Annotated in this window: 29 protein-coding genes and 1 pseudogene; 10 read left to right on the top strand and 20 right to left on the bottom strand. The window is 67.4% G+C overall.

Translation table 11 applies throughout. The features are described 5' to 3' along the window. Positions 1-116: 116 nt before the first annotated feature. Positions 117-749, bottom strand: coding sequence for a hypothetical protein (locus K1X59_RS09525; RefSeq protein WP_183152795.1), 633 nt, complete (start codon positions 747-749; stop codon positions 117-119). A 97-nt stretch (positions 750-846) separates the two neighbouring features. On the opposite strand from K1X59_RS09525, the gene K1X59_RS09520 reads away from it, so the two are divergent. Next, positions 847-1,458: a helix-turn-helix domain-containing protein gene (locus tag K1X59_RS09520; RefSeq protein WP_183152619.1), complete on the top strand. Its 612-nt coding sequence runs from the start codon at positions 847-849 to the stop codon at positions 1,456-1,458. 90 nt (positions 1,459-1,548) lie between these two features. Here K1X59_RS09520 and dprA read toward each other — a convergent pair whose 3' ends face one another. The 8 genes from dprA to K1X59_RS09480 form a co-directional block, all read right to left on the bottom strand. Beyond that, entirely contained in the window at positions 1,549-2,712 is a 1,164-nt protein-coding gene (gene dprA, locus K1X59_RS09515) for a DNA-processing protein DprA (protein WP_258567201.1), read from the bottom strand. Between the two features lie 29 nt (positions 2,713-2,741). Then, positions 2,742-4,265, bottom strand: a complete 1,524-nt coding sequence (locus K1X59_RS09510) for a YifB family Mg chelatase-like AAA ATPase (protein ID WP_220174165.1) — start codon at positions 4,263-4,265, stop codon at positions 2,742-2,744. Next, the gene (locus K1X59_RS09505; protein ID WP_183152618.1) at positions 4,262-4,624 is read right to left on the bottom strand and encodes a YraN family protein; all 363 of its coding nucleotides are present in this window, start codon (positions 4,622-4,624) and stop codon (positions 4,262-4,264) included. The genes K1X59_RS09510 and K1X59_RS09505 overlap by 4 nt, the downstream gene beginning before the upstream one ends. A 127-nt stretch (positions 4,625-4,751) precedes the next feature. Then, a complete protein-coding gene (locus tag K1X59_RS09500; protein ID WP_017204525.1) occupies positions 4,752-5,078 on the bottom strand; it encodes a DUF2469 family protein in 327 nt (108 codons plus the stop codon). Positions 5,079-5,138: 60 nt separating this feature from the next. Beyond that, entirely contained in the window at positions 5,139-5,798 is a 660-nt protein-coding gene (locus K1X59_RS09495) for a ribonuclease HII (protein WP_183152617.1), read from the bottom strand. After that, a complete protein-coding gene (gene lepB / locus K1X59_RS09490) occupies positions 5,795-6,520 on the bottom strand; it encodes a signal peptidase I (protein WP_183152616.1) in 726 nt (241 codons plus the stop codon). Before lepB ends, K1X59_RS09495 begins: the two co-directional genes overlap by 4 nt. Positions 6,521-6,638: 118 nt before the next feature. Beyond that, positions 6,639-6,986: a 50S ribosomal protein L19 gene (gene rplS / locus K1X59_RS09485; protein ID WP_026050001.1), complete on the bottom strand. Its 348-nt coding sequence runs from the start codon at positions 6,984-6,986 to the stop codon at positions 6,639-6,641. A gap of 170 nt (positions 6,987-7,156) precedes the next feature. Beyond that, entirely contained in the window at positions 7,157-7,645 is a 489-nt protein-coding gene (locus K1X59_RS09480; RefSeq protein ID WP_183152615.1) for an MFS transporter permease, read from the bottom strand. 110 nt (positions 7,646-7,755) lie between these two features. Between K1X59_RS09480 and map the strand changes: the two genes are divergently transcribed. Next, entirely contained in the window at positions 7,756-8,538 is a 783-nt protein-coding gene (gene map / locus K1X59_RS09475; RefSeq protein WP_183152614.1) for a type I methionyl aminopeptidase, read from the top strand. A 30-nt stretch (positions 8,539-8,568) separates the two neighbouring features. Here map and K1X59_RS09470 read toward each other — a convergent pair whose 3' ends face one another. Next, a complete protein-coding gene (locus K1X59_RS09470) occupies positions 8,569-9,306 on the bottom strand; it encodes a class I SAM-dependent methyltransferase (RefSeq protein WP_183152613.1) in 738 nt (245 codons plus the stop codon). Positions 9,307-9,376: 70 nt separating this feature from the next. Here K1X59_RS09470 and K1X59_RS09465 point away from each other — a divergent pair, with 70 nt between their 5' ends. Then, on the top strand, positions 9,377-9,970 hold the full coding sequence (locus tag K1X59_RS09465; RefSeq protein ID WP_258567199.1) for a histidine phosphatase family protein: 594 nt from the start codon (positions 9,377-9,379) through the stop codon (positions 9,968-9,970). A 33-nt stretch (positions 9,971-10,003) separates the two neighbouring features. Here K1X59_RS09465 and trmD read toward each other — a convergent pair whose 3' ends face one another. The 4 genes from trmD to rpsP are packed head-to-tail and all read right to left on the bottom strand — an operon-like array spanning position 10,004 to position 12,015. Next, the gene (gene trmD, locus K1X59_RS09460; protein WP_183152611.1) at positions 10,004-10,723 is read right to left on the bottom strand and encodes a tRNA (guanosine(37)-N1)-methyltransferase TrmD; all 720 of its coding nucleotides are present in this window, start codon (positions 10,721-10,723) and stop codon (positions 10,004-10,006) included. Positions 10,724-10,742: 19 nt separating this feature from the next. Beyond that, positions 10,743-11,360, bottom strand: coding sequence for a ribosome maturation factor RimM (gene rimM, locus K1X59_RS09455; protein WP_183152610.1), 618 nt, complete (start codon positions 11,358-11,360; stop codon positions 10,743-10,745). Further along, the gene (locus K1X59_RS09450; RefSeq protein ID WP_183152609.1) at positions 11,344-11,574 is read right to left on the bottom strand and encodes an RNA-binding protein; all 231 of its coding nucleotides are present in this window, start codon (positions 11,572-11,574) and stop codon (positions 11,344-11,346) included. The genes rimM and K1X59_RS09450 overlap by 17 nt, the downstream gene beginning before the upstream one ends. Positions 11,575-11,580: 6 nt before the next feature. Beyond that, positions 11,581-12,015, bottom strand: a complete 435-nt coding sequence (gene rpsP / locus K1X59_RS09445) for a 30S ribosomal protein S16 (RefSeq protein WP_183152608.1) — start codon at positions 12,013-12,015, stop codon at positions 11,581-11,583. Between the two features lie 208 nt (positions 12,016-12,223). On the opposite strand from rpsP, the gene K1X59_RS09440 reads away from it, so the two are divergent. Next, positions 12,224-13,375: a glutamate--cysteine ligase gene (locus K1X59_RS09440; protein WP_183152607.1), complete on the top strand. Its 1,152-nt coding sequence runs from the start codon at positions 12,224-12,226 to the stop codon at positions 13,373-13,375. 18 nt (positions 13,376-13,393) lie between these two features. On the opposite strand, the gene K1X59_RS09435 is transcribed toward K1X59_RS09440, so the two are convergent. Then, complete coding sequence (locus K1X59_RS09435; RefSeq protein ID WP_183152606.1) at positions 13,394-14,365, bottom strand: sugar-binding transcriptional regulator; 972 nt, start codon at positions 14,363-14,365, stop codon at positions 13,394-13,396. 103 nt (positions 14,366-14,468) lie between these two features. Here K1X59_RS09435 and K1X59_RS09430 point away from each other — a divergent pair, with 103 nt between their 5' ends. From K1X59_RS09430 to glpK, 3 genes are all read left to right on the top strand, one after another. Continuing rightward, positions 14,469-16,178, top strand: a complete 1,710-nt coding sequence (locus K1X59_RS09430; protein WP_183152605.1) for a glycerol-3-phosphate dehydrogenase/oxidase — start codon at positions 14,469-14,471, stop codon at positions 16,176-16,178. 91 nt (positions 16,179-16,269) lie between these two features. Further along, positions 16,270-17,025, top strand: coding sequence for an MIP/aquaporin family protein (locus K1X59_RS09425; protein WP_183152604.1), 756 nt, complete (start codon positions 16,270-16,272; stop codon positions 17,023-17,025). Between the two features lie 39 nt (positions 17,026-17,064). Continuing rightward, positions 17,065-18,579 (top strand): glycerol kinase GlpK, encoded by a 1,515-nt coding sequence (gene glpK, locus K1X59_RS09420; RefSeq protein WP_183152603.1) that lies wholly within the window; start codon positions 17,065-17,067, stop codon positions 18,577-18,579. 7 nt (positions 18,580-18,586) lie between these two features. Here glpK and K1X59_RS09415 read toward each other — a convergent pair whose 3' ends face one another. Continuing rightward, complete coding sequence (locus K1X59_RS09415) at positions 18,587-19,513, bottom strand: LysR family transcriptional regulator (RefSeq protein WP_183152602.1); 927 nt, start codon at positions 19,511-19,513, stop codon at positions 18,587-18,589. 78 nt (positions 19,514-19,591) lie between these two features. On the opposite strand from K1X59_RS09415, the gene K1X59_RS09410 reads away from it, so the two are divergent. Further along, complete coding sequence (locus K1X59_RS09410; protein WP_220174164.1) at positions 19,592-20,506, top strand: EamA family transporter; 915 nt, start codon at positions 19,592-19,594, stop codon at positions 20,504-20,506. A 7-nt stretch (positions 20,507-20,513) separates the two neighbouring features. On the opposite strand, the pseudogene ffh reads toward K1X59_RS09410, so the two are convergent. From ffh to K1X59_RS09390, 4 genes and pseudogenes are all read right to left on the bottom strand, one after another. After that, positions 20,514-22,072: pseudogene (gene ffh, locus K1X59_RS09405) on the bottom strand (signal recognition particle protein). A gap of 13 nt (positions 22,073-22,085) precedes the next feature. Beyond that, the gene (locus K1X59_RS09400) at positions 22,086-22,592 is read right to left on the bottom strand and encodes an RNA polymerase sigma factor (protein WP_183152601.1); all 507 of its coding nucleotides are present in this window, start codon (positions 22,590-22,592) and stop codon (positions 22,086-22,088) included. Next, positions 22,589-23,248 carry a hypothetical protein gene (locus tag K1X59_RS09395; RefSeq protein WP_183152600.1) on the bottom strand — a complete coding sequence of 220 codons (660 nt, stop codon included), beginning with the start codon at positions 23,246-23,248 and terminating at the stop codon, positions 22,589-22,591. The genes K1X59_RS09400 and K1X59_RS09395 overlap by 4 nt, the downstream gene beginning before the upstream one ends. A gap of 36 nt (positions 23,249-23,284) precedes the next feature. Continuing rightward, entirely contained in the window at positions 23,285-23,872 is a 588-nt protein-coding gene (locus K1X59_RS09390; protein ID WP_220174163.1) for a TetR/AcrR family transcriptional regulator, read from the bottom strand. A 96-nt stretch (positions 23,873-23,968) separates the two neighbouring features. On the opposite strand from K1X59_RS09390, the gene lipB reads away from it, so the two are divergent. Together lipB and lipA are read left to right on the top strand one after the other, a co-directional pair. Next, positions 23,969-24,625 carry a lipoyl(octanoyl) transferase LipB gene (gene lipB, locus K1X59_RS09385; RefSeq protein WP_183152598.1) on the top strand — a complete coding sequence of 219 codons (657 nt, stop codon included), beginning with the start codon at positions 23,969-23,971 and terminating at the stop codon, positions 24,623-24,625. Beyond that, positions 24,622-25,611: a lipoyl synthase gene (gene lipA, locus K1X59_RS09380; RefSeq protein ID WP_183152597.1), complete on the top strand. Its 990-nt coding sequence runs from the start codon at positions 24,622-24,624 to the stop codon at positions 25,609-25,611. The genes lipB and lipA overlap by 4 nt, the downstream gene beginning before the upstream one ends. Positions 25,612-25,618: the final 7 nt, after the last annotated feature.

The following is a 25,618-nucleotide window of genomic DNA, read 5'->3' as shown; positions in this document are numbered from 1 at the left end:
CAGCGGTCGCAAGGGGTGTGCGGTCGGGTGAGGGCTGAGCCGACCTTCCGGGTCCACCACGGGTTCGGGAGCTGTTCTCGAGGCTGTTGTGCCTGTCGGGTGCTTCCGTGGGATCTTCAGCTGGCGAGTTCATCGATCCAGCTCGATCGCATCCGCAGGGCTCGCTCCGTACTGCCGACGACCGCTGCCAGCCCGATCATCAGATTGATGTGGAGGGGAAGGCGAATGGGAGAGATGAAGGTGCCGATCGATTCGGCGACCGGCGGGATCTGTGAGAGGGCTTCGATGATCTGGGGCACCTCCACGCACAGTCCGATGATGACGAACGCAATGGAGAGAAGGCTGATCAGGCGACTCGCACCGGGGTGCCGCCGATGCAGCCGGGCGCGGCGACCTTCGGCCGACCGCGGATCGGGCGCAAGCTGCTGTTCCACGCCGTCCCTTGGCACGAAGTGGCATCGCTTGAGTCCGAAACCTGTGATCGCCACCTCGATGTGGCCGCCCGGCACCGAGAAGCGGGTGGGCATCTTCGCGTACGACTGCAGCGAGCCATCGACGTAGAGGCGCGCGCGAACCTCGCCGTCCGTCATGTCGCCCGCGTGGCGGACCTCGACGGTGTAGATCGACGTCCCGCCGTCTTCCTCCGTCAGCGTGATCGAGCGGACGGACCGGCTGAACATCTGCCACCAGCGGTACCGCCGCAACGGTTCGCCGGACCCGGCGCGGACGCGGCGATTGCGCCAGTTCATGATGCCCAAGTCGTCGTCCCCTAAACTAGTACAGCGTGATAGCCACGAGCGACCTAAGCTAGCACACTGTAATAGGCACGTCATACGAAGGACGGACATGGATGTCGAATCGAAGGAACCGGGAACGCGATCGAAGATCCTCGTCGCCGCAGCGACGATGCTCGGAGAGAATCCCACCGCGCGCCTGAGCGTGCGGGCGGTAGCCGCCCGCGCCCAGGTGAGCACAGGCTCGTTGCGCCACTTCTTCCCGACGCAGCGCGCACTCGTCGAGACGGTGGTCGCCGCGATGTACGACCTGAAGATTCCCGACGATCCGATAAATGATCACTCCCTGACGCCGGAAGAGCGCCTCCTCGCGTGCCTGCAACTGCTCCTCGCCCAAGTCGGAGTGGGCGACCGGGCCCGGCAGCAGTGGGGCGCCCTCTACGAGGCGTATGTGGCCACGTCCCCGTCCGAAGACGAGGCCGCGACGTACCTCGCTCTGGAACGCATGGGGCGCCACCGGATCGAGCAGTGGCTCACCGCCCTGGTCGACGAAGGCGCGATCCCCGCGGGTCGCATCGAGGCACGAGCCCGGTTCCTGGCTACGGTGACGTCCGGCATCGCGACCGAACGCGCACTGCCCTCGGAGACGGTGCGCGTCGACTCCGAGACCGAGACCCTGCGTCTCGCAGTCCGCGCGATCACGAGCGGGTGGCCCGCCGCGTGAGCTCTCTCCTCCACGGGTCTGCGGTGCGGGCGATCCCATGACCGATGCACTCCGCCGCGGCCTCACCGGAGCAGAGGCGGATACCCGGCATCATGACCCCGAGGCCGACCGGGCCCGATGCCAGCCCACCTCATCGAGCGCGACATCTCCCTCGAGATGCAGCAGACCCAGGAGCGAGCGCACACGATCGGGTGACATGCCAGACCGACGGGCTATCTCCTCGACAGAGACCCTCGACCTGGCGCCCATCGCATCGAGTACCCGCGCGCGGTCCGGGTGTCTCGCCGCATCGGCTGTGTCGGAGGTCTCGACCCCGACCGGCGCCCACAGCTCTCTCACCTCACGGGCGGACGTCACGCATTGCGCGTCGTACTCACGGAACAGCCGGTGACATCCGGCCGAGGACGCGGAGGTCACCGGTCCGGGAACGGCACCGAGCGGGCGGCCGAGCGACGCAGCGTGCCCTGCGGTGTTCAGCGAACCGCTGCGCCACCCGGCCTCCACGACGACCGTCGCCTGCCCGAGCGCAGCGATCAAGCGATTGCGTGCGAGGAAGCGCCACTTCGTCGGCGCGGTTCCGCACGGCGGCTCGCTGACCACCGCGCCATCGCGGGTGATCTGCTGCAAAAGCCTTCGGTGGCCGATCGGATAGGCCCGGTCGACCCCGCCGGCGAGGAACGCCACGGTCGTGCCCTGAACGCCGAGCGCCGCGCGATGCGCGGCCCCGTCGATGCCATAGGCGCCTCCCGACACGATCACAACGCCGGCGGATGCGAGATCTCCCGCGAGCTCCGCTGCGACTTGCTCCCCGTACCCGGTGGCGGCGCGGGCACCGACCACGGACACACGCGGTGCGCAGGAGAGGGCAGACGCGTCACCACGCACCCATAGTGCGATCGGCGTGTGAGGTCCGAGATCATCCAGGGACGCAGGCCAATGCTCATCGCCCGGTGTCAGCAGACGCGCTCCGACCTCGTCGGCGCCGCGGATCGCCTGTCGCAGGGCGTCGCCTCGCGCCCGAGGCCGCCACCGGGCACGCCCCTCCGCAAGGACGCGGGAGGCCCGCCCGGTGGCGCTCCATTCCGATGACTGGAGGCCCGCCCCCAATGCAACCGCCAACGCGTCCTCCGGTCCCAGCGCCTCGATCAGAGCACCGGCAGCGGCGTCTCCCGGCTCGGCGATCACCGTCCACGCCGCCCTCGCGAGACATTCGGCGACGTCATCACCCGGGTGGATGCGATGTAGTGCGGCCACAGTGTCCGGGTCTCGGAGCGCTTCGTCCATCATCGGAGGAGCCCTCCCCGCAGGTGCAGCGCGAGACCGACCTCGTCGATCCCCGGCCTGTCGAGTCCCGCCAGGTCGGCCATCGTCCATGCCACCCTAAGCACACGGTCGTAGCCGCGGAGAGTGAGCGCTCCGCGTTCGAGAGCGCGATCCAGCGGGAAGCGTGTCGCCGCGGAGAGTCGCAGCTCCCCCTGGCGGAGCCATGTTCCCGGAACCTCGGCATTGCGCCGCCAGGGTGTGCTCTTCCACCGCTGTGCGGCGCGTGCACGAGCGGTGACCACCTGCGATCTCGCCTTCGATGTCGTCGTGCGTCCGACTCCCGCCGCCCGTGACGCGGCGACGCGATTCACCTGCAGGCCGATGTCGATGCGGTCTCGGAGGGGACCGGAGAGACGGCCGGAGTACCGACGGATCGACATCGGTGGGCACGTGCACTCGGCGCCCCTGACGCCGTGGTTGCCGCACGGGCAGGGGTTCATCGCGAGAAGCAGTTGGAAGCGCGCGGGGAAATGCGCCGTGAAGCCCGCGCGATTGACCTCGATCACACCGGCCTCGAGCGGCTGACGCAATGCGTCCAGCGCGACACGTGAGAACTCCGCCGCTTCGTCGAGGAACAGCACACCGCAGTGGGCTCGTGCGATAGCCCCGGGTCGTGCCGCACGGGAGCCGCCGCCGACCAGCGCAGCGACGGATGCACTGTGATGCGGCGCCTCGAGCGGTGGCACTCGATCGAGCGTGGCCACGTGCTCACCGCTGAGAGACTTGACCGAGGCGACCTCGAGCGCGTCCTGCTCATCGAGCGGCGGCATGATCCCTGGCAGCCTTCGAGCGAGCATCGTCTTGCCCGCTCCAGGGGGTCCGCTCAAGAGAAGGTGGTGGCCGCCAGCGGCAGCGACGATGAGTGCGTCGACGGCCTCTTCCTGCCCGACGATCTCGGACAGGTCCAGATCGGCTCCTTCTCGCATCGCCACAGCGGGCGGGTGGACGGTCGCGACGTCAGGCACCTCCACGTCGGCCCCGTGCCATACGGCGACCTCGGCGAGAGATGCGGCACCGCGCACCTCGATGCCTGTCACCAGCCTCGCCTCCGCCTCGTTCCCTCGTGGAACGATCACCGCGTCGAAGCCCGCACGAGCGGCCGCGAACACCGCGGGGAGCACGCCGGGAACCGGCCGGACTCGACCATCGAGGCCGAGCTCGCCGATGTGCACCGTCGCCGCGATGGAACGCGCCGCGAGCGAACCGCCGGCTGCGAGCGAGGCCACCGCGATCGCCAGGTCGAATCCCGCTCCGTGCTTGGGCAGGCTCGCGGGCGACAGGTTCACCGTGAGCCTGCGCCGCGGCAGGTCGAGGCCCGTGTTCTTGCACGCGTTGTGGACCCGCTGGACGGCCTCTCCGAGCGATTTGTCCGGCAGCCCGATGATCCTGAACTCCGGGGTCTGATTCGACAGATCAGCTTCTACCTCCACGAGGTGCCCGTCGACACCGGCGAGAGCGACCGCCCAGGTCCGCGCCGTGCTCACGCGATGTCCTCGAGATGCTCGAGCGTACCGGTCGCCGGATCCGTACCGATGATGCCGATCACGTCGATGCGCACGACGAGACCACGAACGGCGTCTGGATTCTCGGCGATCCAGGCCTGCGCGAGTTTCCACAGGCGACGACGCTTTCGATGGTCGACCGCCTCGAACGGATGCCCGAAGGCCATCGACCGACGAGTCTTCACCTCCACCACGGCGAGATGCCCGCCGCGAGCGGCGATGATGTCGAGCTCGCCCTGCGCACACCGCCAGTTTCTGACGAGCACGCGGTATCCGCTGTCTGTCAGGTGCTGTGCCGCTCGGGCTTCGCCTGCCCTGCCGAGTTCATCCTTCTCTGCCATGCCCTCAGCATCATGCGGCGCGACGACGAGATCGCGAGGTCCTCAGTCGCTCGCGCGCCTCCTGGGGAGAACCGCGGGAATCGAACAGATGTGGAGGGCGGCCGTGGACGCGCTCCACAGCCGTAGATCACTCTCCGTCGAGGGAGAGCTCCTGCGGCAGTTCGAATTCGCGCCGCTGCAGCTCCTCGACGTTGACGTCCTTGAACGTCAACACCCGGACGGCTTTCACGAAGCGATCGGCACGATAGATATCCCACACCCACACGTCGCTCATCGAGATCTCGAAGTAGAAGTCGTGCTCGGTGTCGCGACGGACGACATTGACCTCGTTCGCCAGGTAGAACCGGCGCTCGGTCTCGACGACGTACTGGAACTGGGAGACCACGTCCCGATACTCCCGGAACAGGGCCAGCTCGAGTTCGCGGTCGTAATCGTCGAAGGCTTCCTCATCCATGATGTGTCCATCCTAGAGTCGCGCGCGGTGCGGTGCGGCATCGGCGGCTCCCCCGGCTCTTCAGAACAGGGTGGGAGCGTCGGCGATGGCCCAGGACGCCCGATGGAACGGCGACAGACCGTTGTGGCGAATCGCGTCGCGGTGCTCGGGGCTCGCGTACCCCTTGTTCCGATTCCACTGATACGCGGGATGGCTCTCGTGGAGTTCCGCCATGTAGGTGTCGCGCGCGACCTTCGCGATGACCGACGCCGCGGAGACCGACGCGCAGTCGCGGTCGGCCTTGATCACCGGACGGACGCGCAAGGGCTCGGGGTGCACTCTCGACACGTAGTCGTGGTTGCCGTCGAGCAGGACGAGGGCATCGCCCAGGGCCGCGCCCTGATCGGCGATCGCCTGCACGGCTCGTGACGCCGCGAGGCCGAGCGCTCGCATTATGCCGACCTCGTCGACCTCCTGCGCACTCGCCCAGCCGACTGCGGACGCCTGCACCCACGCCGCGGCACGAGCCGCGACCTGCGGCCGACGCTTCTCCGTCACGAGCTTGGAGTCGCGAAGCCCTTCCGGTACCCGTCGACGCGCACCTGCAGCGTCCATCATGGCCGCGCCGACGGCGACAGGACCGGCAAGCGCCCCCCTGCCGACCTCGTCGAGCGAGATGATCAGCTCGCACTCCCCCAGGAGCCTGCGCTCCAGGGTCAGCTTCGGCGTGATGACGGTCATTCCGCGTCCGGAACTCCGTTGAAGATGTCATGGTGCCCGTCGATGGGTCCCAGCCGGTTCAACGGCCACGTCGTCAGGAAGGCCTTGCCGACGATGTTCTCCATCGGTACGAATCCGCCGCTGGGCAGCTCCTGATGCGCGCGGGAATCACGCGATCGGTCACGGTTGTCGCCGAGCAGCCACACCGAGTCCTCAGGGACGACCACGTCGAACGGCTCGTTCGACGCGGCAGTGTCGCCCTCAGGGAGGTTCAAGTAGCTGAGTTCGTCTATCGGCGCGCCGTTGATGGTGATCTGGCCGAGCGCATTGCAGCATACGACGTGATCGCCGGGAAGGCCGATCACGCGCTTGACGAGGTGGTCCTGTGAATCGGTCGCGGAGATGCCGACGAAGTTCAGCACCCAGTCGACGGCCTGCACCAGCGGAGGCTGTGGCGGCGTCTGCGGCTGCACATCGAGCCATCCACCCGGGTCCTTGAACACGACGACGTCGCCGCGCTCGTACGCGGTCCATCGTGGGGTGAGCTCGTCGACGAGGATGCGGTCCTTCACCAACAGAGTGCGCTCCATGGACGCCGACGGGATGTAGAACGAGCGGACGACGAAGGTCTTCACCACGAAGGACACCAGCGCGGCGATCACGATGATCACCAGGACGTCTCGGAGGAAGATCAGGAACCCGCGTCGTCGTCTGGAAGTGCGCGCGGTCGGCGATTCAGTCATCAGGTTCCTTCTCGAGTCGTACACCGCTCTGGCGCGACCGTATCAAGGGTCGCACACCGGGGAGAGAACACAGCACCCCGGGACATCGTGTCCCGGGGTGCTGTGGAGCAGCTGCGACTCAGCGGTCGCGCTTCTCCTTGATCTTCGCCTTCTTGCCACGGAGCTGGCGGAGGTAGTAGAGCTTCGCGCGACGCACGTCACCGCGGGTGACGACCTCGATGTGGTCGATCACCGGGGAGTGCACCGGGAAGGTACGCTCGACGCCGACCTGGAAGCTGATCTTGCGGACCGTGAAGGTCTCGCGGACGCTGTCGCCCTGACGGCCGATGACCACACCCTGGAAGACCTGGATACGGGAGCGGCTGCCCTCGGTGATGTTGACGTGCACCTTGACGGTGTCGCCGGGACCGAAGTCGGGGATGTCGGAACGGAGGGAAGCCGCGTCAACGGCATCGAGGATCTGCATGATCGTCTCTCTCTGCACTCGCCTCAGGTCGGATGCATGATTTCGGAAGGAACAAGAAAGGGGGTGTGCCGTACGGCGCTGATGCGTCCGCGGGCTCCCCTGAGGCAGAACCGGTCACGGCACAAACACCCATTCTGCCACGGATGCTCTGCGCGGCCAAAACCGCGGCCTCAGTCGCGGATGTCCGTCTCGCGGACGACGATGACCTCGTGCGCGCGCGTCGGCGGGGCCTGCTCGTCGGCTGCGGGGATCGTCGACCATGAGATCGTCTCGCGCAGCCTCGTTCCGCTGCCCTTCGCCTCGTTCCACAGCTGCCACAGTTGCAACCAGATGAGACCGATGCCCGCGACGATGGCTCCGGTGAGCAGCCACGGGAACGCCCCGTCGATGAAGAACCCGACCGCGATGGTGAGGCCGTTCCAGACGGTGAAGCCCGCGACATCCCACCAGGACACGGCGCGCTCGATTCGCACCGAGGGGCGGGAACGGGTGAGCAGGGTGAGCAGCAGCTGCCCGAGGAAGACGGAGGGCATCGCGATCAGGAGCACCCAGAGGATCGACCAGCCGCCTTGGAACACCCCCCAGCCGATCAGCAGCCACAGCGGCAGCAGGAAGGCTGCCGGGAGGAGCCAGCGGAAGAAGGCCTGTCGCAACCACATGCTCAGATCGTACGTCGTCTGTTCCGCCCGAGGTGCGGTGTTCGCTGAGAGCGGGCCGCGGAACCCTGCCCTCGAGATCAGGGAGAATGGGAGAGACGAGAGGACACCCGATGATCGAATTGCGCACCCCTGCCGAGATCGACGAGATGCGCGCTGCCGGACGTTTCGTCGCGGAGACGCTCGCGACGCTCCGAGACGACACGAAGGTCGGGACGAATCTCCTCTCGATCGATCGGCGCGCACACGACATGATCCGCAAGGCGGGTGCCGAGTCCTGCTACATCGACTACCACCCGTCCTTCGGCGCCAGCCCGTTCGGCAAGGTCATCTGCACGTCGGTGAACGATGCCGTGCTGCACGGTCTCCCCCACGACTACACGCTTCGCGACGGCGACCTCGTGACCCTCGACTTCGCGGTCGCGGTGGACGGATGGGTGGCCGACTCCGCCGTCTCCTTCGTCGTCGGCACTCCGCGGGACGAGGACCTCCGTCTCATCGACACGACAGAGCGAGCTCTCGTCGCCGCGATCGAGACCTCGACGGTCGGCAACCGCATCGGGGATATCTCTGCAGCGATCGCCGCGGTGGCGCACGGCGAGGGCTACTCGATCAACACGGACTTCGGCGGGCACGGTGTCGGACGCACGATGCACGGGGACCCGCATGTGGCGAACGATGGGCGACCGGGGCGGGGCTTCCCGCTCCGCGCGGGACTCGTACTCGCGCTCGAGCCCTGGTTCCTCGCGACCACCGATGAGCTGGTCACCGACCCCGACGGCTGGACGTTGCGCAGTGCCGACGGCTCCCGGGGCGCGCATTCCGAGCACACCATCGCGATCACCGAAGAGGGACCGATCATCCTGACCGACCGGTCGTTCCTCGGGGTCGACTGACGAGTCCCGTCGCCGAGGTCGGGGCGGGTCTCAATCGCTCCGATAGATGTAGACGTCAGTCACGTGCGGAAGGTCGAACTCGTCCCGACCTCGGGTGTCGACGGCGTCATCCAAGACCGCCTCGATGGCACTCGACATCCGGGCGGCGGTCTCGTCGTCGGCGGTCAGAAAGGTGCTCACGGTCGACCAGCGGCGAAGGTAGTGCTCGCGCGTGAGGCGCTCCACCCAACGCACCTCTTCGTGCCGGGTGAACAGGAAGCCGGGGAGGGCACTGTCGGCGCTGTCGGTGGTGGCGTCGGTCTCGGTCACGGCGGGATGCGCGATGCGGTGGCACGCCCGGTCCCACGCGCACGTGGGATCCGCGTGATTCCACACGAGTCCGAGCGTGCCGCCGTCGACCAGGACTCTCTTGATCTCCGTGCAGGCGACGTCGCGATCGAACCAGTGGAACGCCTGCGCGACCGTCACGACCTGCATCGATGCGTCCGCCAGCGGGATGTGCTCCGCCGTGCCGAGCCACGACTCGACCTCGGGGAGCTTCGACCGGAGCACCTGGATCATGCGCTCGGACGGTTCGACCGCGACGATGCGCTCCGCCCTCCGCGCGAGCATCTCGGTGAACTTCCCCGTCCCCGCTCCCAGGTCGAGCACCGCAGTCACACGCTCGGGGATGATCGCCGACGCGGCGGCCTCAGGGAATCCGGGCCGATAGCGGTCATAGTCGCCCCCGATCAGTTCGAAGGATCTGGCCAGGACGTCATCAGGCATGTCTCGACGCTATCAGCGGTCCGACGAGCAGTCCCGCGACCGACGGCGCCGGGTGTGCCATATTGAGTCCATGATTCCGCAGGACCGTCACGTGCCGGAGCGACTGCTTCTGGCTCGCCATGGCCAGACGACCTGGAATCTGGAGCGACGACTGCAGGGGCAACTGGACTCGCCGCTGACCGCAGAGGGTATCGAGCAGGCCCGTGCGCTGGCGGAGCGCCTCGCCGATGTCGGTGTCGTCAGCGTGTGCTCGAGTCCCCTCGGCAGGGCCTGGCAGACCGCCATCATCATCGCCGACCGTATCGGTGCCGACCTGATCGAGGTCCCGGAGCTTGCGGAGGTCGATCACGGCGAACTCGCCGGCATGACCTGGGAGGAGATCGACGAGGCCTATCCCACAGCCAGGGAGGAACGCGCCGCCAACCGCTATGGGTGGGCCTTCCCCGGGGGCGAGAGCTACGCACAGGCACGCGCCCGTGCCCGAAAAGCACTCAGCAGTTGCGGATGGGCATCGACGGGCGTCCCCCTGCTCGTGAGCCACGAGATGATCGGTCGCATGCTGAGGGCCGAACTGCGGGGACTGGACGCGACGAACGCGCTGGCGCTGCGACACCCGCACGGGGTGGTCTTCGAGATCGACCGGACCTCCGAGCGGATGCTCTGATCCGGAGGGCGGCGGAGAGTGCTGCGCGCCCGGTCAGGGCTGCGGCGTGTCGTCGCTCGGCAGGAGGTCGGGGCGACGACGACGTGTGCGTTCGAACTGCTGGTCCCGCCGCCAGGCGGCGATCGCCGCGTGGTTGCCGCTCAGCAGCACATCAGGAACCGTACGTTCCCGCCACGACGCGGGCTTCGTGTAGGAGGGATACTCCAGCAGACCATCCTCGTGCGATTCCTCGACGAGGCTCTCGGGATTGCCGACGACCCCGGGGATGAGACGCCCGATCGCTTCGATCATCGCCATCGTGGCGACCTCTCCTCCGTTGAGAACGTAGTCCCCGAGGCTGATCAGACGTACTTCGCCGAGCTGCGAAGCGTATTCGAAGACGCGTTCGTCGATGCCTTCGTAGCGACCGCACCCGAAGATCAGGTGCTCACGCGTCGCAAGGTCGCGCGCCGTCTTCTGCGTGAAGACCTCGCCGGCCGGGGACGGGAAGATGATGGTCGGCGGCGCGGCCTCGCCTGCAGCGACATCACCCGCGATCTCATCGAGGGCGAGCCCCCACGGTTCGGGCTTCATGACCATGCCTGCGCCGCCGCCGTAAGGCGTGTCGTCCACGGTGCGGTGGCGGTCGAAAGCCCAGTCCCGAAGGTCGCGCACGCGGAGGTCGAGGATTCCCGCGTCCTGCGCCTTCCCCAGGAGGGAGAGAGTCAGGCCGTCGAAGTAGGACGGGAAGATGGAGAGGACGTCGATGCGCACGGGGGAACCGTATCAGCGGTCACTCGGACGCTTCAGCATCCGGAGTCGCCTGCGGTCCGGCGTCGGCGGCGTCCGCGAGATCTTCGAAGAGCCCTGGAGGCGGCGTCACGATCAGCCGTCCTTCAGCGACATCCACCGTGGGGACGATCGCCGAGACGAAGGGGACCATGACCTCATGATCGCCGCTCTTCACGATGAGGAGATCTTGCGCGGGGAAATGCTCGACGCGCACGACCCGACCGATGACGAGGTCGTCGCGGACGACGTCGAGCCCGACCAGCTGGTGGTCGAACCACGCATCGTCTTCGACCTCGTCGACATCCTGGTCGATCCAGAGGATCGCTCGGACGAGGCTCTCTGCGGCGTCGCGGTCGTCGACATCTTGGAAGAACACCACGGGGTTGCCGTTCATCACGCGGTACTCGCGAACGGTGACATCCTTGCCGTGCCACGGCGATGCCTCTGGCACCTGCAACGTGAAGCCGGCACCCGGGACGAAACGCCCCTCGGGGTTGTCGGTGTAGAGCTCGAGCTTGAGTCCGCCCTTGAGTCCGTGCGCCTTCACGAGGCGACCGACGCGCAGCTGGTTCTTGCCCTGGTTGCGGTCCTTCGGCACCACGTCAGTCGTCCGCGACATCGACGCGGACCCGACGCCCGTCAGCGAGAGCGCTGATGAGGGTGCGAAGGGCCTTCGCGGTGCGGCCGCCGCGCCCGATCACGCGTCCACGGTCATCGGGGTGCACGCGCACCTCGAGGAGGTCGCCTCGCGGCGAAGTGGATTCGTTGATACGCACATCTTCCGGGTGATCGACGATCCCCTTGACGATGTGTTCGAGCGCGGCGGCGAGCACGACGGATTACTCTGCGTCTGCTGCGGGAGCCTCAGCGGCCTCCGCGTCGGCCGCGGCGGGAGCCTCCTCAGCGGGAGCCTCCACCTTCTTCTCGACCTTGGGCTTGACGACGGACTTCTTGGAGGCGTCGATCTCGAAGGGGACCTTCGGCTCGGCGACCTTGAGCGTGGACTTCGCGTCCTTGTCGCCCTTGAACTTGCCCCAGTCGCCCGTGATCTTGAGGATGGCGGCGACCTGCTCGGTCGGCTGCGCGCCGACGGAGAGCCAGTACTGTGCACGCTCGGAGTCGACCTCGATGAACGAAGGCTCCTCGGTGGGGTGGTACTTGCCGATCTCCTCGATCACGCGACCGTCGCGCTTGGTCTTCGAGTCGGCGACGACGATGCGGTAGTAAGGCGCGCGGATCTTGCCCAGGCGCTTGAGACGAATCTTGACAGCCACGATTCTCCTGAATTGTGTGGAAGGAAACGAACTGATCGCCTGGAGAGTGGGGTGCACACCCGGCGGAAGCTCAAATGAGTGTGGACGAAAGCTGGATAGAGGGTCGAGCAGCCGTCCGACCCTCTATTCTGCCAGATGCGAGCCTCGGGCGCGAAACGTGAGGCAACGACGTTGTCGTGTCGCGCCGCACGCGTGTCAGACTGTGCGGGTGAAGCTCGAGTTCGCCTCTTCCGCCCGCTCCACCGTCGGTCTCGAATGGGAGATCATGCTCGCGGATCCCGTGAGCGGTGACCTCGTCGGACGCGCCCCGGAACTGCTCGCCGCGCTGGAAGCCGAGAGCGAGGACGAGCGACACACCGTCACGGGCGAGCTGCTGACGAACACGATCGAGGTGACGAGCGGCATCGGCGACTCGGTCGCGCACGCCGTCGACGACATCGCGAACGCGATCACCGCCGTGCGATCGGCGACCGATCCGGCCGGCATCGAGTTGCTCTCGGCGGGTAGCCACCCGTTCGCACAGTGGTACGACCAGCAGGTCACCGACAAGTCCCGCTATCACACCCTGATCGAACGCACCCAGTGGTGGGGCAGGAACATGATGATCTGGGGAATCCACGTGCATATCGGCGTCGAGGATCACCGCAAGGTCTTCCCGATCATCAATGCACTGTCCGCCTTCCTTCCCCACCTGCAAGCCCTCTCCGCGTCGAGCCCGTTCTGGGCGGGAGAGCGCACGGGGTACGCGTCGAACCGTGCGCTCGTGTTCCAGCAGCTCCCCACCGCGGGTCTCCCCTGGCCGCTGCGCGACTGGTCCGAGTACGAGTCGTACCTCGACGACATGGTCCGCACCGGGGTGATGGCGGACGCCACCGAGGTGCGATGGGACATCCGACCGGCGCCACGCTGGGGAACCATCGAGGTCCGCGCGTGCGATGGGCTCTCGACGTTGCCCGAACTCGCCTCCGTCGCAGCACTGGTCCAGGTGCTCGTCGAGCACTTCTCCCGCATGCTCGACGAGGGCAGGCGACTCCCCCAACTCCCCGCCTGGTTCCACCGCGAGAACAAGTGGCGCGCGGCACGCTACGGACTCGACGCGCGGGTCATCGTCGATGCCGAGGGAACCCAGCGCCCGGTGCGCGACCATCTCTCGGAGGCCCTCGAGGAACTCGCTCCCGTCGCCGTCGAACTCGGCTGCGTCCGCGAGTTCGGCGGCAACGCCGAGACGCTCGAGCACGGCGCCAGTTACGAGAGGCAGCTCGTCATCGCCAATGCGACAGCGGGCGATCTGACGGCGGTGGTGCAGCACCTCATCCGCGAGTTCCGTTCGGGACCCGAATCGTCCACCGACGGGACGTAGCGCGAGCGGGCATCCCCCTCAATCCTCGATCAGACGCCTGGCGAGCCCCTCGTCGAGCACCACGTCCGTGATGAGGCCGGCCGACAACGCCGCGCGAAGACTCACGAGCTTCGGGATGCCTGACACGATGCACACCCGGCGAGGGACACGTCGGAGTCGGTCGAGCCCCGGGCCCGTGGCACGCGCATTGACACGGATGTCGCGCCAGGAGCCGTCCGACCGGAAGAACACGGTGGCGACGTCGCCGATCGCGTGGTCCTCGCGGAGGCTGCGATAGTCGTCGCGTCCGAGGTAGCCGCCGACGTAGACGCGGCTCGGCACCTCAGCGGCCGGCGAACCGAGGCTGAACACGGCGACGTCCATCTTCGCCTGCAGATCCAGCACGCGGCGGGTGCTCCGTTCGCGCCACATCGCTTCGCGTGTCGCCGGGTCGTCGAAGAACGCGGGGACGGGGAACTGCTGCACCTGCGCGCCGAAGGCACGGCCGAAGCGCTGGAGGATGTCGCTGGAGTACTCCACCCCGGTCGTCTGCGTGTTCCCTGCTCCATTGAGCTGCACGAAAGTCGTGTTGTGCGTCTCCTTCTGAGTGAGGCCCCGACTGACCGCACTGATCGTCGACCCCCAGGCGACGCCGATCACCATGTTCGAGTCGACGAACTGCGACAGCAGACGACCCGCCGTGAGCGCGACGCGTTCGAGTCTTTCGACTTCGCTGAGGATCTCCGGCATGGGTACGACGTGTGCCGCGACACGATGGCGGTCGCGGATGCGCTGCTCCAGCATCCCGAGCCGCTCGAGCGGAGAATTGATGCGGATGTCGACCAGGCCGCTCTCCCTGGCGAAGCTCAGCAGCCGGGATACGGAGGACCGCGAGGTCCCGAGCTCCTTCGCGATGACCTCCATGGTCTTGTCCTGCATGTAGTAGAGCTGGGCGGCGGTGAGCGCCGCGATCAGCTTGCTGTCGCGAGATTCCGCGCCTGCACCGGCCATGACTTCCTCCTCGACCTCGATCCTTGCACATATGTGCAATGGGCTTGCGCGGGATGCCACACAGGTCGATGCTGGTGGGCAAGCAAGGAAGAGAGGGTCGACGATGATCGATTCGACACACTCGTCAGCGGAGCGCGCAGAGGTTCGCGCCGTCCGCGAATCCGGACGCACGAGCGTCCTCGTCATCGGCGGCGGGATCAACGGCATCTCCACATTCCGCGATCTGGCGCTCCAGGGCGTCGACGTCGTGCTCGTCGAACGAGGCGACTTCGCCTCCGGGGCATCGTCCGCGTCGAGCCACATGATCCATGGCGGAATCCGCTATCTGGAGAACGGCGAGTTCCGACTCGTCCGCGAATCCGTCGAGGAGCGCAACGGCCTTCTCAAGATCGCCCCGCACTACGTCAAGCCGCTGCAGACGACGATCCCGATCTACTCGACCTTCTCGGGGATCCTGTCCGCTCCCCTGCGATTCCTCACGCACAAGAGCGGCAAGCCGCAGGAGCGCGGCGCATTCCTCATCAAGGTCGGCTTGACGATCTACGACACGTTCTCGCGTGACGGCGGGACGGTCCCGCGGCACCGCTTCCTCGGTCGCAAGAAGTCGCTCGCCGAGCTTCCCTCACTCGACCCGAAGATCAAGTACACGGCGACCTACTACGACGCATCGATGCACGACCCCGAGCGGCTCGCCCTCGATGTCCTTCAGGACGGCCGTGGCGCGCATCCCGGAGCGCAGGCACTCAACTACGTCGAGGCGATCGCCCGTGAGGGTGACGAGATCGTCCTGCGCGATCGCGAGAGCGGCACCGAGTTCTCGCTGCGCGCCGCCGTGGTCGTGAACGCCTCCGGCCCCTGGACCGACCTGACGAACGACGCGTTGGGCGCCGACACCCGCTTCATGGGCGGCACCAAGGGATCCCACATCGTGCTCGACCACCCTGAGCTGCTCGAGGCGACGCGCGGTCGAGAGATCTTCTTCGAGCACTCCGACGGTCGGATCGTCCTGATCTATCCCCTCAAGGGTCGCGTCCTCGTCGGCACGACCGACATCGACGCCGATCCCCGCGAGGTCCCGGTGTGCACCGAGGAGGAGGTCGACTACTTCTTCGACCTGATCCACCATGTGTTCCCGACCATCGACGTCGCGCGCGACCAGATCGTGTACAAGTTCTCGGGGATCCGGCCGTTGCCGCGTCACGAGGACACCGCACCCGGATTCGTGTCGCGCGACTATCGCATCGAGGTCGACGAGAAGGGCGCCGTGCCGCTGGTGAGCCTTGTCGGCGGCAAGTGGACGACGTTCCGCGCGCTCGGCGAGTCCCTGTCGGACATCGTGCTCGGACTGATCGACCGCACGAGGACCGTCTCGACCGTCGGCCGCGCGATCGGAGGAGGCCGCGACTTCCCCCGGACGGAGAAGGCCCGACGCATCTGGATCCAGGAGAACCTCTCCGGCGCCGGAGAGCGTGCCGACCAGTTGCTCGCGCGGTACGGCACCCGCGCCGCGCAGGTGTGGGAGTACGTGGAGCAGGGCGCGGATGCCCCCCTCGCCAACGGCGACCTGTCGACCAGGGAACTCGAGTGGATGGTTCACAACGAGATGGTGACCCGGCTCGAGGACATCGTCCTCCGTCGCACCAGCATCGCCTTCACCGGCGGCGCCGACGCCGAGGTCCTCGACGAGATCGCTGACGCGGTCGCCCCGCTCCTCGGCTGGGACAGGTCTCGCCACGACGCGGAGCTCGAGCAGACCCGGCAGCTGTTGAACGAACGACACGGACTCGATATCCCGTCCCGCACGCGCGGCTGACGGGGTCTCGGACTGCCGCCCTCCTTGCGGCGCACCCCCATAACGTGTCGGGGCAGAGGGGCCCCGACACACAAGAAAGGTCAAAGAAGACATGGCTGATGTGAATCTCGGTCTCTACTTCCTCTCCGAACTGGTGGGCACCGCGATGCTCGTCCTGCTCGGATGTGGTGTCGTCGCCAACGTCGCTCTCGCGAAGAACAAGGGCTTCGGCGGCGGCTTCCTGATGGTCAACTGGGGATGGGGTCTGGCGGTCTTCGCCGGTGTGCTCGTCTCCGCCTACTCCGGCGCCATCCTCAACCCCGCTGTCGGCATCGGCCTCCTGGTCGCCGGCAAGATCAGTTTCGTGATGTTCCTGACGGCCACCGCCGCAGAGCTCGTGGGAGCCGTCCTCGGCGCCATCGTGGTGTGGCTGGCCTACAAGCAGCACTTCGATGAAGAGCCGGAGGCGGCGAACAAGCTCGGCGTCTTCTCGACCGGCCCGGCCATCCGCTCCTACGGCTGGAACCTCGTCACGGAGATCATCGGAACGTTCGTCCTCGTGTTCGTCATCTTCGCCTTCGCCGACTACGGCGACATCGAGGTCGGCACGCCTGGGGGCCTCGGACCGCTCACCGCGCTCCCGGTTGCCCTCCTCGTGGTGGCCATCGGCGCGTCCCTCGGTGGACCGACCGGGTACGCCATCAACCCCGCCCGTGACCTCGGACCGCGCATCGCGCATGCGATCCTGCCGATCAAGGGCAAGGGCGCGAGCGACTGGTCCTACTCGTGGGTTCCCGTCGTCGGCCCGCTCATCGGTGGAGTGATCGCTGCACTCGCCGCACCCGTACTGCTCGGCCTCGCCGGCTGACGCACATCCCGTCCACACTGGAATCAAAGGAGAGCACAAGTGGCTGACTACATCATCGCGATCGACCAGGGAACGACGTCGAGTCGCGCGATCATCTTCGACAAGAAGGGCAGCATCGTCGCGACCGGTCAGAAGGAGCACGAGCAGATCCTTCCGAAGGCCGGCTGGGTCGAGCATGACGCGGCGGAGATCTGGCGGAACGTCCAAGAGGTCATCGGCCTCGCTCTCGGCCGTGCCGACCTGACCCGGCACGACATCGCCGCCGTCGGCATCACGAACCAGCGTGAGACCGCCGTCGTCTGGGACAAGAAGACGGGCAAGCCCGTCTACAACGCGATCGTGTGGCAGGACACGCGCACGCAGGAGATCGTGGACCGTCTCGCGGCCGATGGCGGGGTCGAGCGCTTCAAGCCGATCGTCGGGCTGCCGCTGGCGACCTACTTCTCGGGGACCAAGATCGCGTGGATCCTCGAGAACGTCGAGGGCGCGCGCGAGAAGGCGGAGGCGGGAGACCTGCTCTTCGGCACGACCGACTGCTGGGTGCTGTGGAACCTGACGGGTGGGGCCGACGGCGGCGTGCATGCGACCGACGTCACGAACGCCTCTCGGACCATGTTCATGGACCTCGAGACGCTCGAATGGCGCGACGACATCCTCGAGGCATTCGGCGTCCCGCGTTCGATGATGCCCGAGATCCGTTCCTCTTCGGAGGTCTACGGCACGGCCGAGAGCTCGTCTCTCCTCCGTGAGACGCCGATCGCCGGCATCCTGGGCGACCAGCAGGCTGCCACGTTCGGCCAGGCCGCCTTCCAGACCGGAGAGAGCAAGAACACCTACGGCACGGGCTGCTTCCTGATCTTCAACACCGGTGAAGAGGTCGTGCACTCGAAGAACGGGCTGCTCACCACCGTCGGCTACAAGCTCGGCGACGGTCCGACGCACTACGCCCTGGAGGGATCGATCGCCGTCACCGGATCGCTCATCCAGTGGCTGCGTGATCAGCTCGGCATCATCTCCTCGGCCCCCGAGGTCGAGAAGCTGGCCGAGCAGGTCGAAGACAACGGCGGCGTGTACATCGTTCCCGCGTTCTCCGGCCTGTTCGCACCGTACTGGCGCCCGGACGCCCGCGGAGCCATCGTGGGTCTCACGCGTTATGCGAACAAGAACCACATCGCGCGCGCAGCCTTGGAGGCCGTCGCGTTCCAGACACGTGATGTGCTGGATGCGGTGAACGCGGATGCCGGGGTGGATCTCACCGAGCTCAAGGTCGACGGCGGTATGGTCGCCAACGATGCGCTCATGCAGTTCCAGGCGGATGTGCTGGGCGTGCCAGTGGTGCGACCGGTCGTCGCCGAGACCACCGCACTCGGAGCCGCCTACGCCGCCGGGCTCGCCGTCGGGTTCTGGAACGGGCTCGACGACCTCTCCGCCAACTGGCAGGAGGACAAGCGCTGGGAGCCGTCGATGGACGAGGCCGAACGCGACCGTCAGCTGCGCCTGTGGCGTAAGGCCGTCACCAAGTCGATGGACTGGGTCGACGACGACGTCAAGTGATCTGAGGTCACTCGGAAGCGGGTCCGGAGTTCGTCTCGGGACCCGCTTCCGCATTCTCTGACCCGACAGCATCAGCGAACGGAAGGAACGCCCTCGCGACACTCCGGGGCGCTGCGGCATCCCACGCGAGGTACTCCACGCGCACGGGCCCGTCGCGAACGTCCGCGGTCGCCACGTCGACTCCGGAGCGCGCGACTGTTCCCGGAGCCAGCAACGTCACCGCCAACCCGGCGGCGACCAACCCGAGGATCAGCATCGCGGAGTCCGCCTCGAAAGCCACATCCCTCGTCAGACCCGCCGAGGCGAAGGCGGCATCGCTCTGGGCCCGACCGGAGGTGGCGGCGGGAAAGTCTGCGAACGACAGCCCCGCGAGGTCCACGAGGTCGACGGTGCCCCGTTCCGCCAGTGGGTGGTCCCGTGGGAGCACCGCCACGAGCGGGGTGCGAGCCAATGCGCGCCACGCCACTCCGGAAGGTTCCACGCCCTCGCGGAGACCGAGCAGCGCGACGTCGAGATCGCCATGACGGAGCGCAGCAGCCAGAACATCGCTGTTCCCTGCCTGCAGTTCGACCCGGGCGTGTGGATGGGCCGCGCGGAAGGCCGCGAGCACAGCGGGAATGTCGATGGCCGTCACCGTCGGGATGACCCCCATCCGCAGCGTGCCCATCACGAGGCCCTCTGCTGCGGCCGAGGCCTCTTTCGCCCGCTCCGCCGCGCGAAGCGCCGCGCGCGCGTGCTCCGCGAATGCCGTCCCCGCCTCGCTCAGACGAACGCTTCGACTCGAGCGCACGAACAGACGCTGACCCAACTCGCGTTCGAGAGCCGCGATCTGATGGCTCAATGCCGACTGGGTGACGAAGCATCGTGCTGCCGCCCGAGTGAAGCTCCCGGTCTCGGCCACCTCGACGACGTAGCGGAGCTGTTGCAGGTCCATCAATTCATGATGACGCGTCATGAATGAGATGACAACCATGCGTTGGACTCATACTTCGAGCGCGCCCATGCTGAGACCATGAACCGTCCGCTTCTGGTGCTGACCACCGCCCTCGCTCCTCTCGCCTGGGGCACCACCTATCTCGTCACCACCGAACTTCTCCCTCCGGGGCATCCCCTCTTCGCCAGCCTCCTCCGGTCGCTGCCGGCCGGTCTGGTCGCGGTCCTCCTCACACGTCGGCTACCGCGCGGCACCTGGTGGGCGAAATCCTTCGCGCTCGGGGCGCTCAACATCGGCGCGTTCTTCCCCCTGCTCTTCCTGGCTGCCGAACGACTTCCCGGCGGTGTGGCGGCCGCGGTCGCGGGGGTGCAACCGCTCATCGTCCTGGTCCTCGGAGCGCTCGTCCTGCGCGAACGGATCCGGCCCCTCGCCGCGGCGGCGGCCGTCGTCGGCGCCGGTGGGGTCGCACTCGTCGTCGTGGGGCCGTCGGCACACCTCGACCTCTGGGGCGTGCTCGCCGCCCTCTGCGGGGTCACCGCGACAGGAGTGGGCATGATCCTCACCAAGCGCTGGGGCCGACCCAGTGATGTCGGGCCCGTCACCTACGCGGGGTGGCAGCTGAGCGCCGGCGGGCTCCTGCTGCTCCCCCTGACCTTGACGCTCGAAGGCGTGCCGTCCGCGATCGATGCGGGCGCCGCGCTCGGCTATCTGTGGCTCGGCACCGTCGGCGGAATCATCGCCTACACGCTCTGGTTCCGGGGCATCCAGCAGCTTCCGGTGATCGCGCCCGGCCTGCTCGCGCTGCTCTCCCCGCTCGTGGCCACCACTCTGGGAGTCCTGGTCGCCGGAGAGAGGTTCACCGTGATCCAGGCGATCGGGATCGTCCTCGCGATCGGTGCGCTGACCGCCGGTCAGCTCATCGCCCGTCCACCCCTGGCGCGCCACGGAGAGGGTCGCGCGCCGGTGACGGCGACGACATCAGCACTGCCGTGAGGAGCGCTCAGCCCTTGCCGAAGAGCTTCTGGATCTCTGCGAGGTCCGCTTCACTGGGAGCCTGAGCACCGCCGCCCCCGAGACCGAATCCCGAGCCGGTCGGAGTGGAGGTCGCCGCGACGCCGGCGTTCTCGGCTGCGCGCTTTGCCGGGTTACCCGAACGGGAGCCGCCCGAGGACTTCCCCTTCTTGCCCCGCTTGGACGATGCGCCGGGACGCCCCATTCCGGGCACCGGTCCCATACCAGGGATGTTCGGCGTTCCTCCGCGCGCGACCGTCTTCATCATCTTCGCGGCCTGCTCGAAACGCTGCACGAGCTGATTGACGTCGGTCACGGTCATGCCGGAGCCGCGGGCGATACGAAGGCGCCGCGATCCGTTGAGCACCTTCGGGTTGCGCCGCTCCCCCGGCGTCATCGACCGGATGATGGCCTCGGTGCGATCGATCTCACGCTCGTCGAAGTCGTCGAGCTGCTGCTTCATCTGCCCCATGCCCGGGAGCATCCCGAGCATCTTCTTCATCGAGCCCATCTTCTTCATCTGCTGAAGCTGGTCGAGGAAGTCTTCGAGCGTGAACGCCTCCGTGGCGAGCTTCTCGGCCATCTTCATGGCCTCTTCCTCATCGAAGGCCTGCTGAGCCTGCTCGATGAGGGTCAGGATGTCACCGAGGTCGAGGATGCGACTCGCCATGCGGTCGGGGTGGAACGGCTCGAGATCCTCGAGACGCTCACCCGTCGAGGCGAAGATGATCGGGCGCCCTGTGACGGAGGCCACGGACAGCGCCGCACCGCCGCGGGCATCGCCGTCGAGCTTCGAGAGCACCACACCCGTGAAGTCGACCCCCTCCTGGAAGGCCTTCGCCGTGTTCACGGCATCCTGTCCGATCATCGCGTCGATGACGAACAGCACCTCGTCGGGGTTCACCGCCTTGCGGATGTCTGCGGCCTGCTTCATGAGCTCGGCATCCACACCCAGGCGGCCTGCGGTGTCGATGATCACCACGTCGTGCTGTTGGCGACGGGCATACTCGACTCCGTCGCGAGACACCTTGACGGGGTCCCCGACGCCGTTGCCAGGCTCCGGAGCGAACACCGTCGCCCCGGCCTGCTCGGCGACGACCTGCAGCTGGTTGACGGCGTTCGGACGCTGGAGGTCGGCGGCGACGAGGAGCGGCGTGTGACCCTCCCCTCGAGCTGCCTCGCCAGCTTGCCGGCGAAGGTGGTCTTACCCGAGCCCTGAAGGCCGGCGAGCATGATGACGGTCGGGGCGGTCTTCGCGAACTGCAGACGACGCTGCTCTCCGCCGAGGATCTGCACGAGTTCCTCGTTGACGATCTGCACGACCTGCTGCGCCGGGTTCAGCGCCTTGTTGACCTCGTCGCCGAGCGCCCGCTCGCGCACCTTGGCGGTGAACTCCTTGACGACGACGAGCGCGACGTCGGCGTCGAGCAGCGCGCGGCGGATCTCGCGCACGGTGCCGTCGACGTCGGCCGCGGTGAGCTTTCCCTTCGTGCGCAGGTTGCGGAAGGTGTCGGTCAGCCGATCGGAGAGCGTGCCAAAGGTAGCCATGGTGCTGTCGATTCTACGCGAGCGGAGCCTCCATGCTCAGCGCGGCACGGAGCTCGGCCTTCGCCCGCTGGTAGCGACCCCGCGCCGTGGATGCCGGCACGCTCAGAAGCTCCGCCGCGTCGGTCAACGAGAAGCCGTCCCAGTGCACGAGGCGGACGAGTTCGGCGAGGTCGGGGTCGAGGCGCGCGATCGCGTCCCTGACATCCGCGCCCGCGTCCGCCGGCGCCGAAGAGAGCACGTCGTCGGCGTGAGAACGCAGGCGATCGGCCAGCGCCCAGCGCCGGCGTTCTCCGCGAGCATGGTTGAGCAGTGTGCCTCGCGCGACGCCGAACAGCCACATCCGTGCGCGCTCCGGCTCGTCCGGCAGTCGGCGCACGCGTCGCCACGCGACGACCATCGTCTCGCCGAGGAGGTCCGCCGCGTCGTCCGGGCCCACTCGACGCGAGAGATACGCGAGCAGGTCTGCCGCGTTCGCCTCGAACGCAGCGATAAGCGCCTCGTCCGCAGGGTGCCGCGTCACGGAGTACCACCTTCGCCGCCCCAGTCCTCCCCCTCGCAATGAAGTTGGCTGTGCGACTCCGTCCCTTCCAGATCGCCGCGACCGCTGTCGATCCCGTGAGCCTTCAGTTCGTCGCCGAGTGCCATCGCGAGTGCTTGATCATGAGCCAGCCACGCATTCAGATCGGGGCGTCTCGGGTCCGCGTCCTCGTGCTGCGCACGCTGGTCCGCCTCGATCTGTGCGAGGTACGTCGCGACATACGGTTCCGCTGCTGCCTCGACGTCGACGGTGGCGAACCAGTCGTCGATGATCCGATCGACCTCGGCCTGGATCAGCGGATTGTGCGTGTTCCAGCCGCTGTAGCGGATCTCGCACTGACCCCACGTGGGTGACGTGTAGGTGTAGCTGCGATCGGGGTTCTCCAAGCCCGCACCCCAGAGCCAGTCCGACGATGCGGTCGCCACGCCCGCCCCGCCGAGCAGCAGGAGCGCCACCGCGCCGCTGAGCACCGCTGCCCTGCGCGGCGTTCGACGCGGGAACACGATCGTTCGCGCGTCGTTCATCATCGTGCGCACTTGTGCGGCGTCGATCGCCATGGATGGCGGTCGCGATGCGTCCAGCCGGTCGTCCAACGGATCCTGGATCATGAGTTCCTCCTCGGGGGTGGGTTCACTCATGACCTGTCCGGCATGCCGCGATTCGTCCGCGACGGTTCAGTCGGACCAGGGCAGATCGTGAATCGCCCCGAGTGCGTCCTTCAAGACGACCTCCGGTGTACCGAGACCTGCGCCCTGCTCTGCCCAGACCCGAAGTGCCGACAACACGGCCGCGGCGTGGGCTGCTCCGAGGATGTCAGCGCGGATGATCTCGATGCCCGCAGTGCGGGCGGCCGCCGACACGGCCTGGGAGAGGCGCGCGAGGCGCAGTCCCGTGTCGCGGACCAGTTCGTCCTCCAACCCCATCGCTGCGGCATTGCGCAGCGCCAGCGCGAGGGGATCAGGGGCGAAATCGCGTACGACGAGCAACAGGATGTCGCGGACCGCCGCGCCCGTCGCCGTCCGTCCGAGGAGTTCGAGAGAGCGGGTGGCGAGGCCGATCCGCTCGTCGACGCCCGACCAGAGCACGTCGCTCTTCGACGAGAAGTAGTTGAAGAAGCTCGACCTGCTCACGCCGGCACGCTGCGTGATGTCGGCGACAGAGGTGGCGTCGTACCCGCGCTCGAGGAAGAGTTCGCACGCCGCTTCGGCGAGCGTCTCCCGCGATGACGCCTTCGGGCGTCCGGCCCGACCGGTGGAACTCATGCCCACACGTTACCCGGAGGCAAGGGTCGCACATGCCCATGGCCGACAGGAGGGGTATTGTTGACCTCAGTCCATTTACACGACGAAGGTGGCACCGTGACGCTCGAGATCCTCACCCCCGGATTCGCACCGACGCCCGTCCCCTACCTCGACGGGTGGGATCTCCAGCGCCGCATCCACTCCGAGGTGGTCCAGAGAACGAGGGCGGACACTCTCATCCTGCTCGAACACGAAGCGGTGTACACCGCGGGCAAACGGACCGAACCACAGGAACGCCCGCAGGACGGCACACCGGTGATCGACGTCGACCGCGGCGGCAAGATCACCTGGCACGGACCGGGTCAGCTCGTGGGATACCCGATCGTCCGGCTGGTCGAACCGATCGACGTCGTCGCGCACGTGCGTCGACTGGAACGGCTCCTGATCGATGTGCTGCGCCCCTTCGGTGTCGAGGGGTACCAGGTCGACGGACGGAGCGGCGTCTGGGTACGCCGGCCTCTGTCCGAGGACAAGGTGGCGGCGATCGGCGTGCGGGTGCAGCAGGGCGTGACGATGCACGGATTCGCGATCAACTGCGACAACTCGTTGGCCGGATTCCGCGGCATCATCCCCTGTGGCATCACCGACGCCGGCGTGACGACCGTGAGCGAGGCATCGGGGACCGCGATCGCGCCCCTCGATGTCGTCGACGCCGTGAAAGACGCCTTCCTCGCCGAATACGCCACCCCCGAACTGTCAGGAGCACACGCATGACCGCCGCACCCGAAGGCCGCAAGCTGCTCCGGCTCGAGATCCGCAACGCCGAGACCCCGATCGAGCGCAAGCCGGAGTGGATCAAGACCAAGGCGAAGATGGGCCCCGAGTACACCGCGCTGCATTCGCTCGTGAAGAGCGAAGACCTCCACACGGTGTGCCAGGAAGCCGGCTGCCCGAACATCTACGAGTGCTGGGAGGACAGGGAGGCCACGTTCCTCATCGGCGGCTCGCAGTGCACGCGACGCTGCGACTTCTGCCAGATCGACACCGGCAAGCCCGACGCCTACGACACCGACGAGCCTCGCCGCGTCGCCGAGAGCGTCGCGCGAATGAACCTCCGCTACGCGACCGTGACGAGCGTGGCCAGAGACGACCTGCCCGACACGGGAGCGTGGCTCAACGCCGAGACCGTGCGGAAGATCCACGAACTCAACCCGAACACGGGCGTCGAGCTGCTGGCGAACGAGCACAACGCGGATCCGGGTTTCCTCGGGCAGATCTTCGATGCGCGCCCCGAGGTGTTCGCGCACAACGTCGAGACCGTCCCCCGGATCTTCAAGCGCATTCGTCCCGCATTCCGGTACGAGCGGTCCTTGGACGTGCTGACTCAGGCACGGAACGCGGGGCTGATCACCAAGTCGAACCTCATCCTCGGCATGGGCGAGGAGCCGGAGGAGGTCGTCCAGGCGCTGAACGACCTGCACGACGCCGGGTGCGACATCATCACCATCACGCAGTACCTGCGTCCCACCCCGCGTCACCATCCGGTCTCCCGATGGGTGAAGCCCGCGGAGTTCGTGGAGTTCAAGGAGGAAGCGGAGCGCATCGGCTTCCTCGGAGTCCTCGCCGGACCCCTGGTCCGTTCCTCGTACCGTGCTGGACGCCTCTGGGCGCAGTCCATGGTCTCGAAGGGACGAGTGATCCCCGACCATCTCGCCCACATCGCCGAGAGCGCAGACCTCGGCTTCGCGCAGGCGGTCTGATCGGGCT

The organism is Microbacterium sp. Se5.02b (assembly GCF_019464375.1).
Taxonomy (GTDB): Bacteria; Actinomycetota; Actinomycetes; order Actinomycetales; family Microbacteriaceae; genus Microbacterium.
The sequence above is the reverse complement of the archived record's forward strand: the minus strand, read 5'-3'. Positions and strand labels throughout refer to the sequence as shown.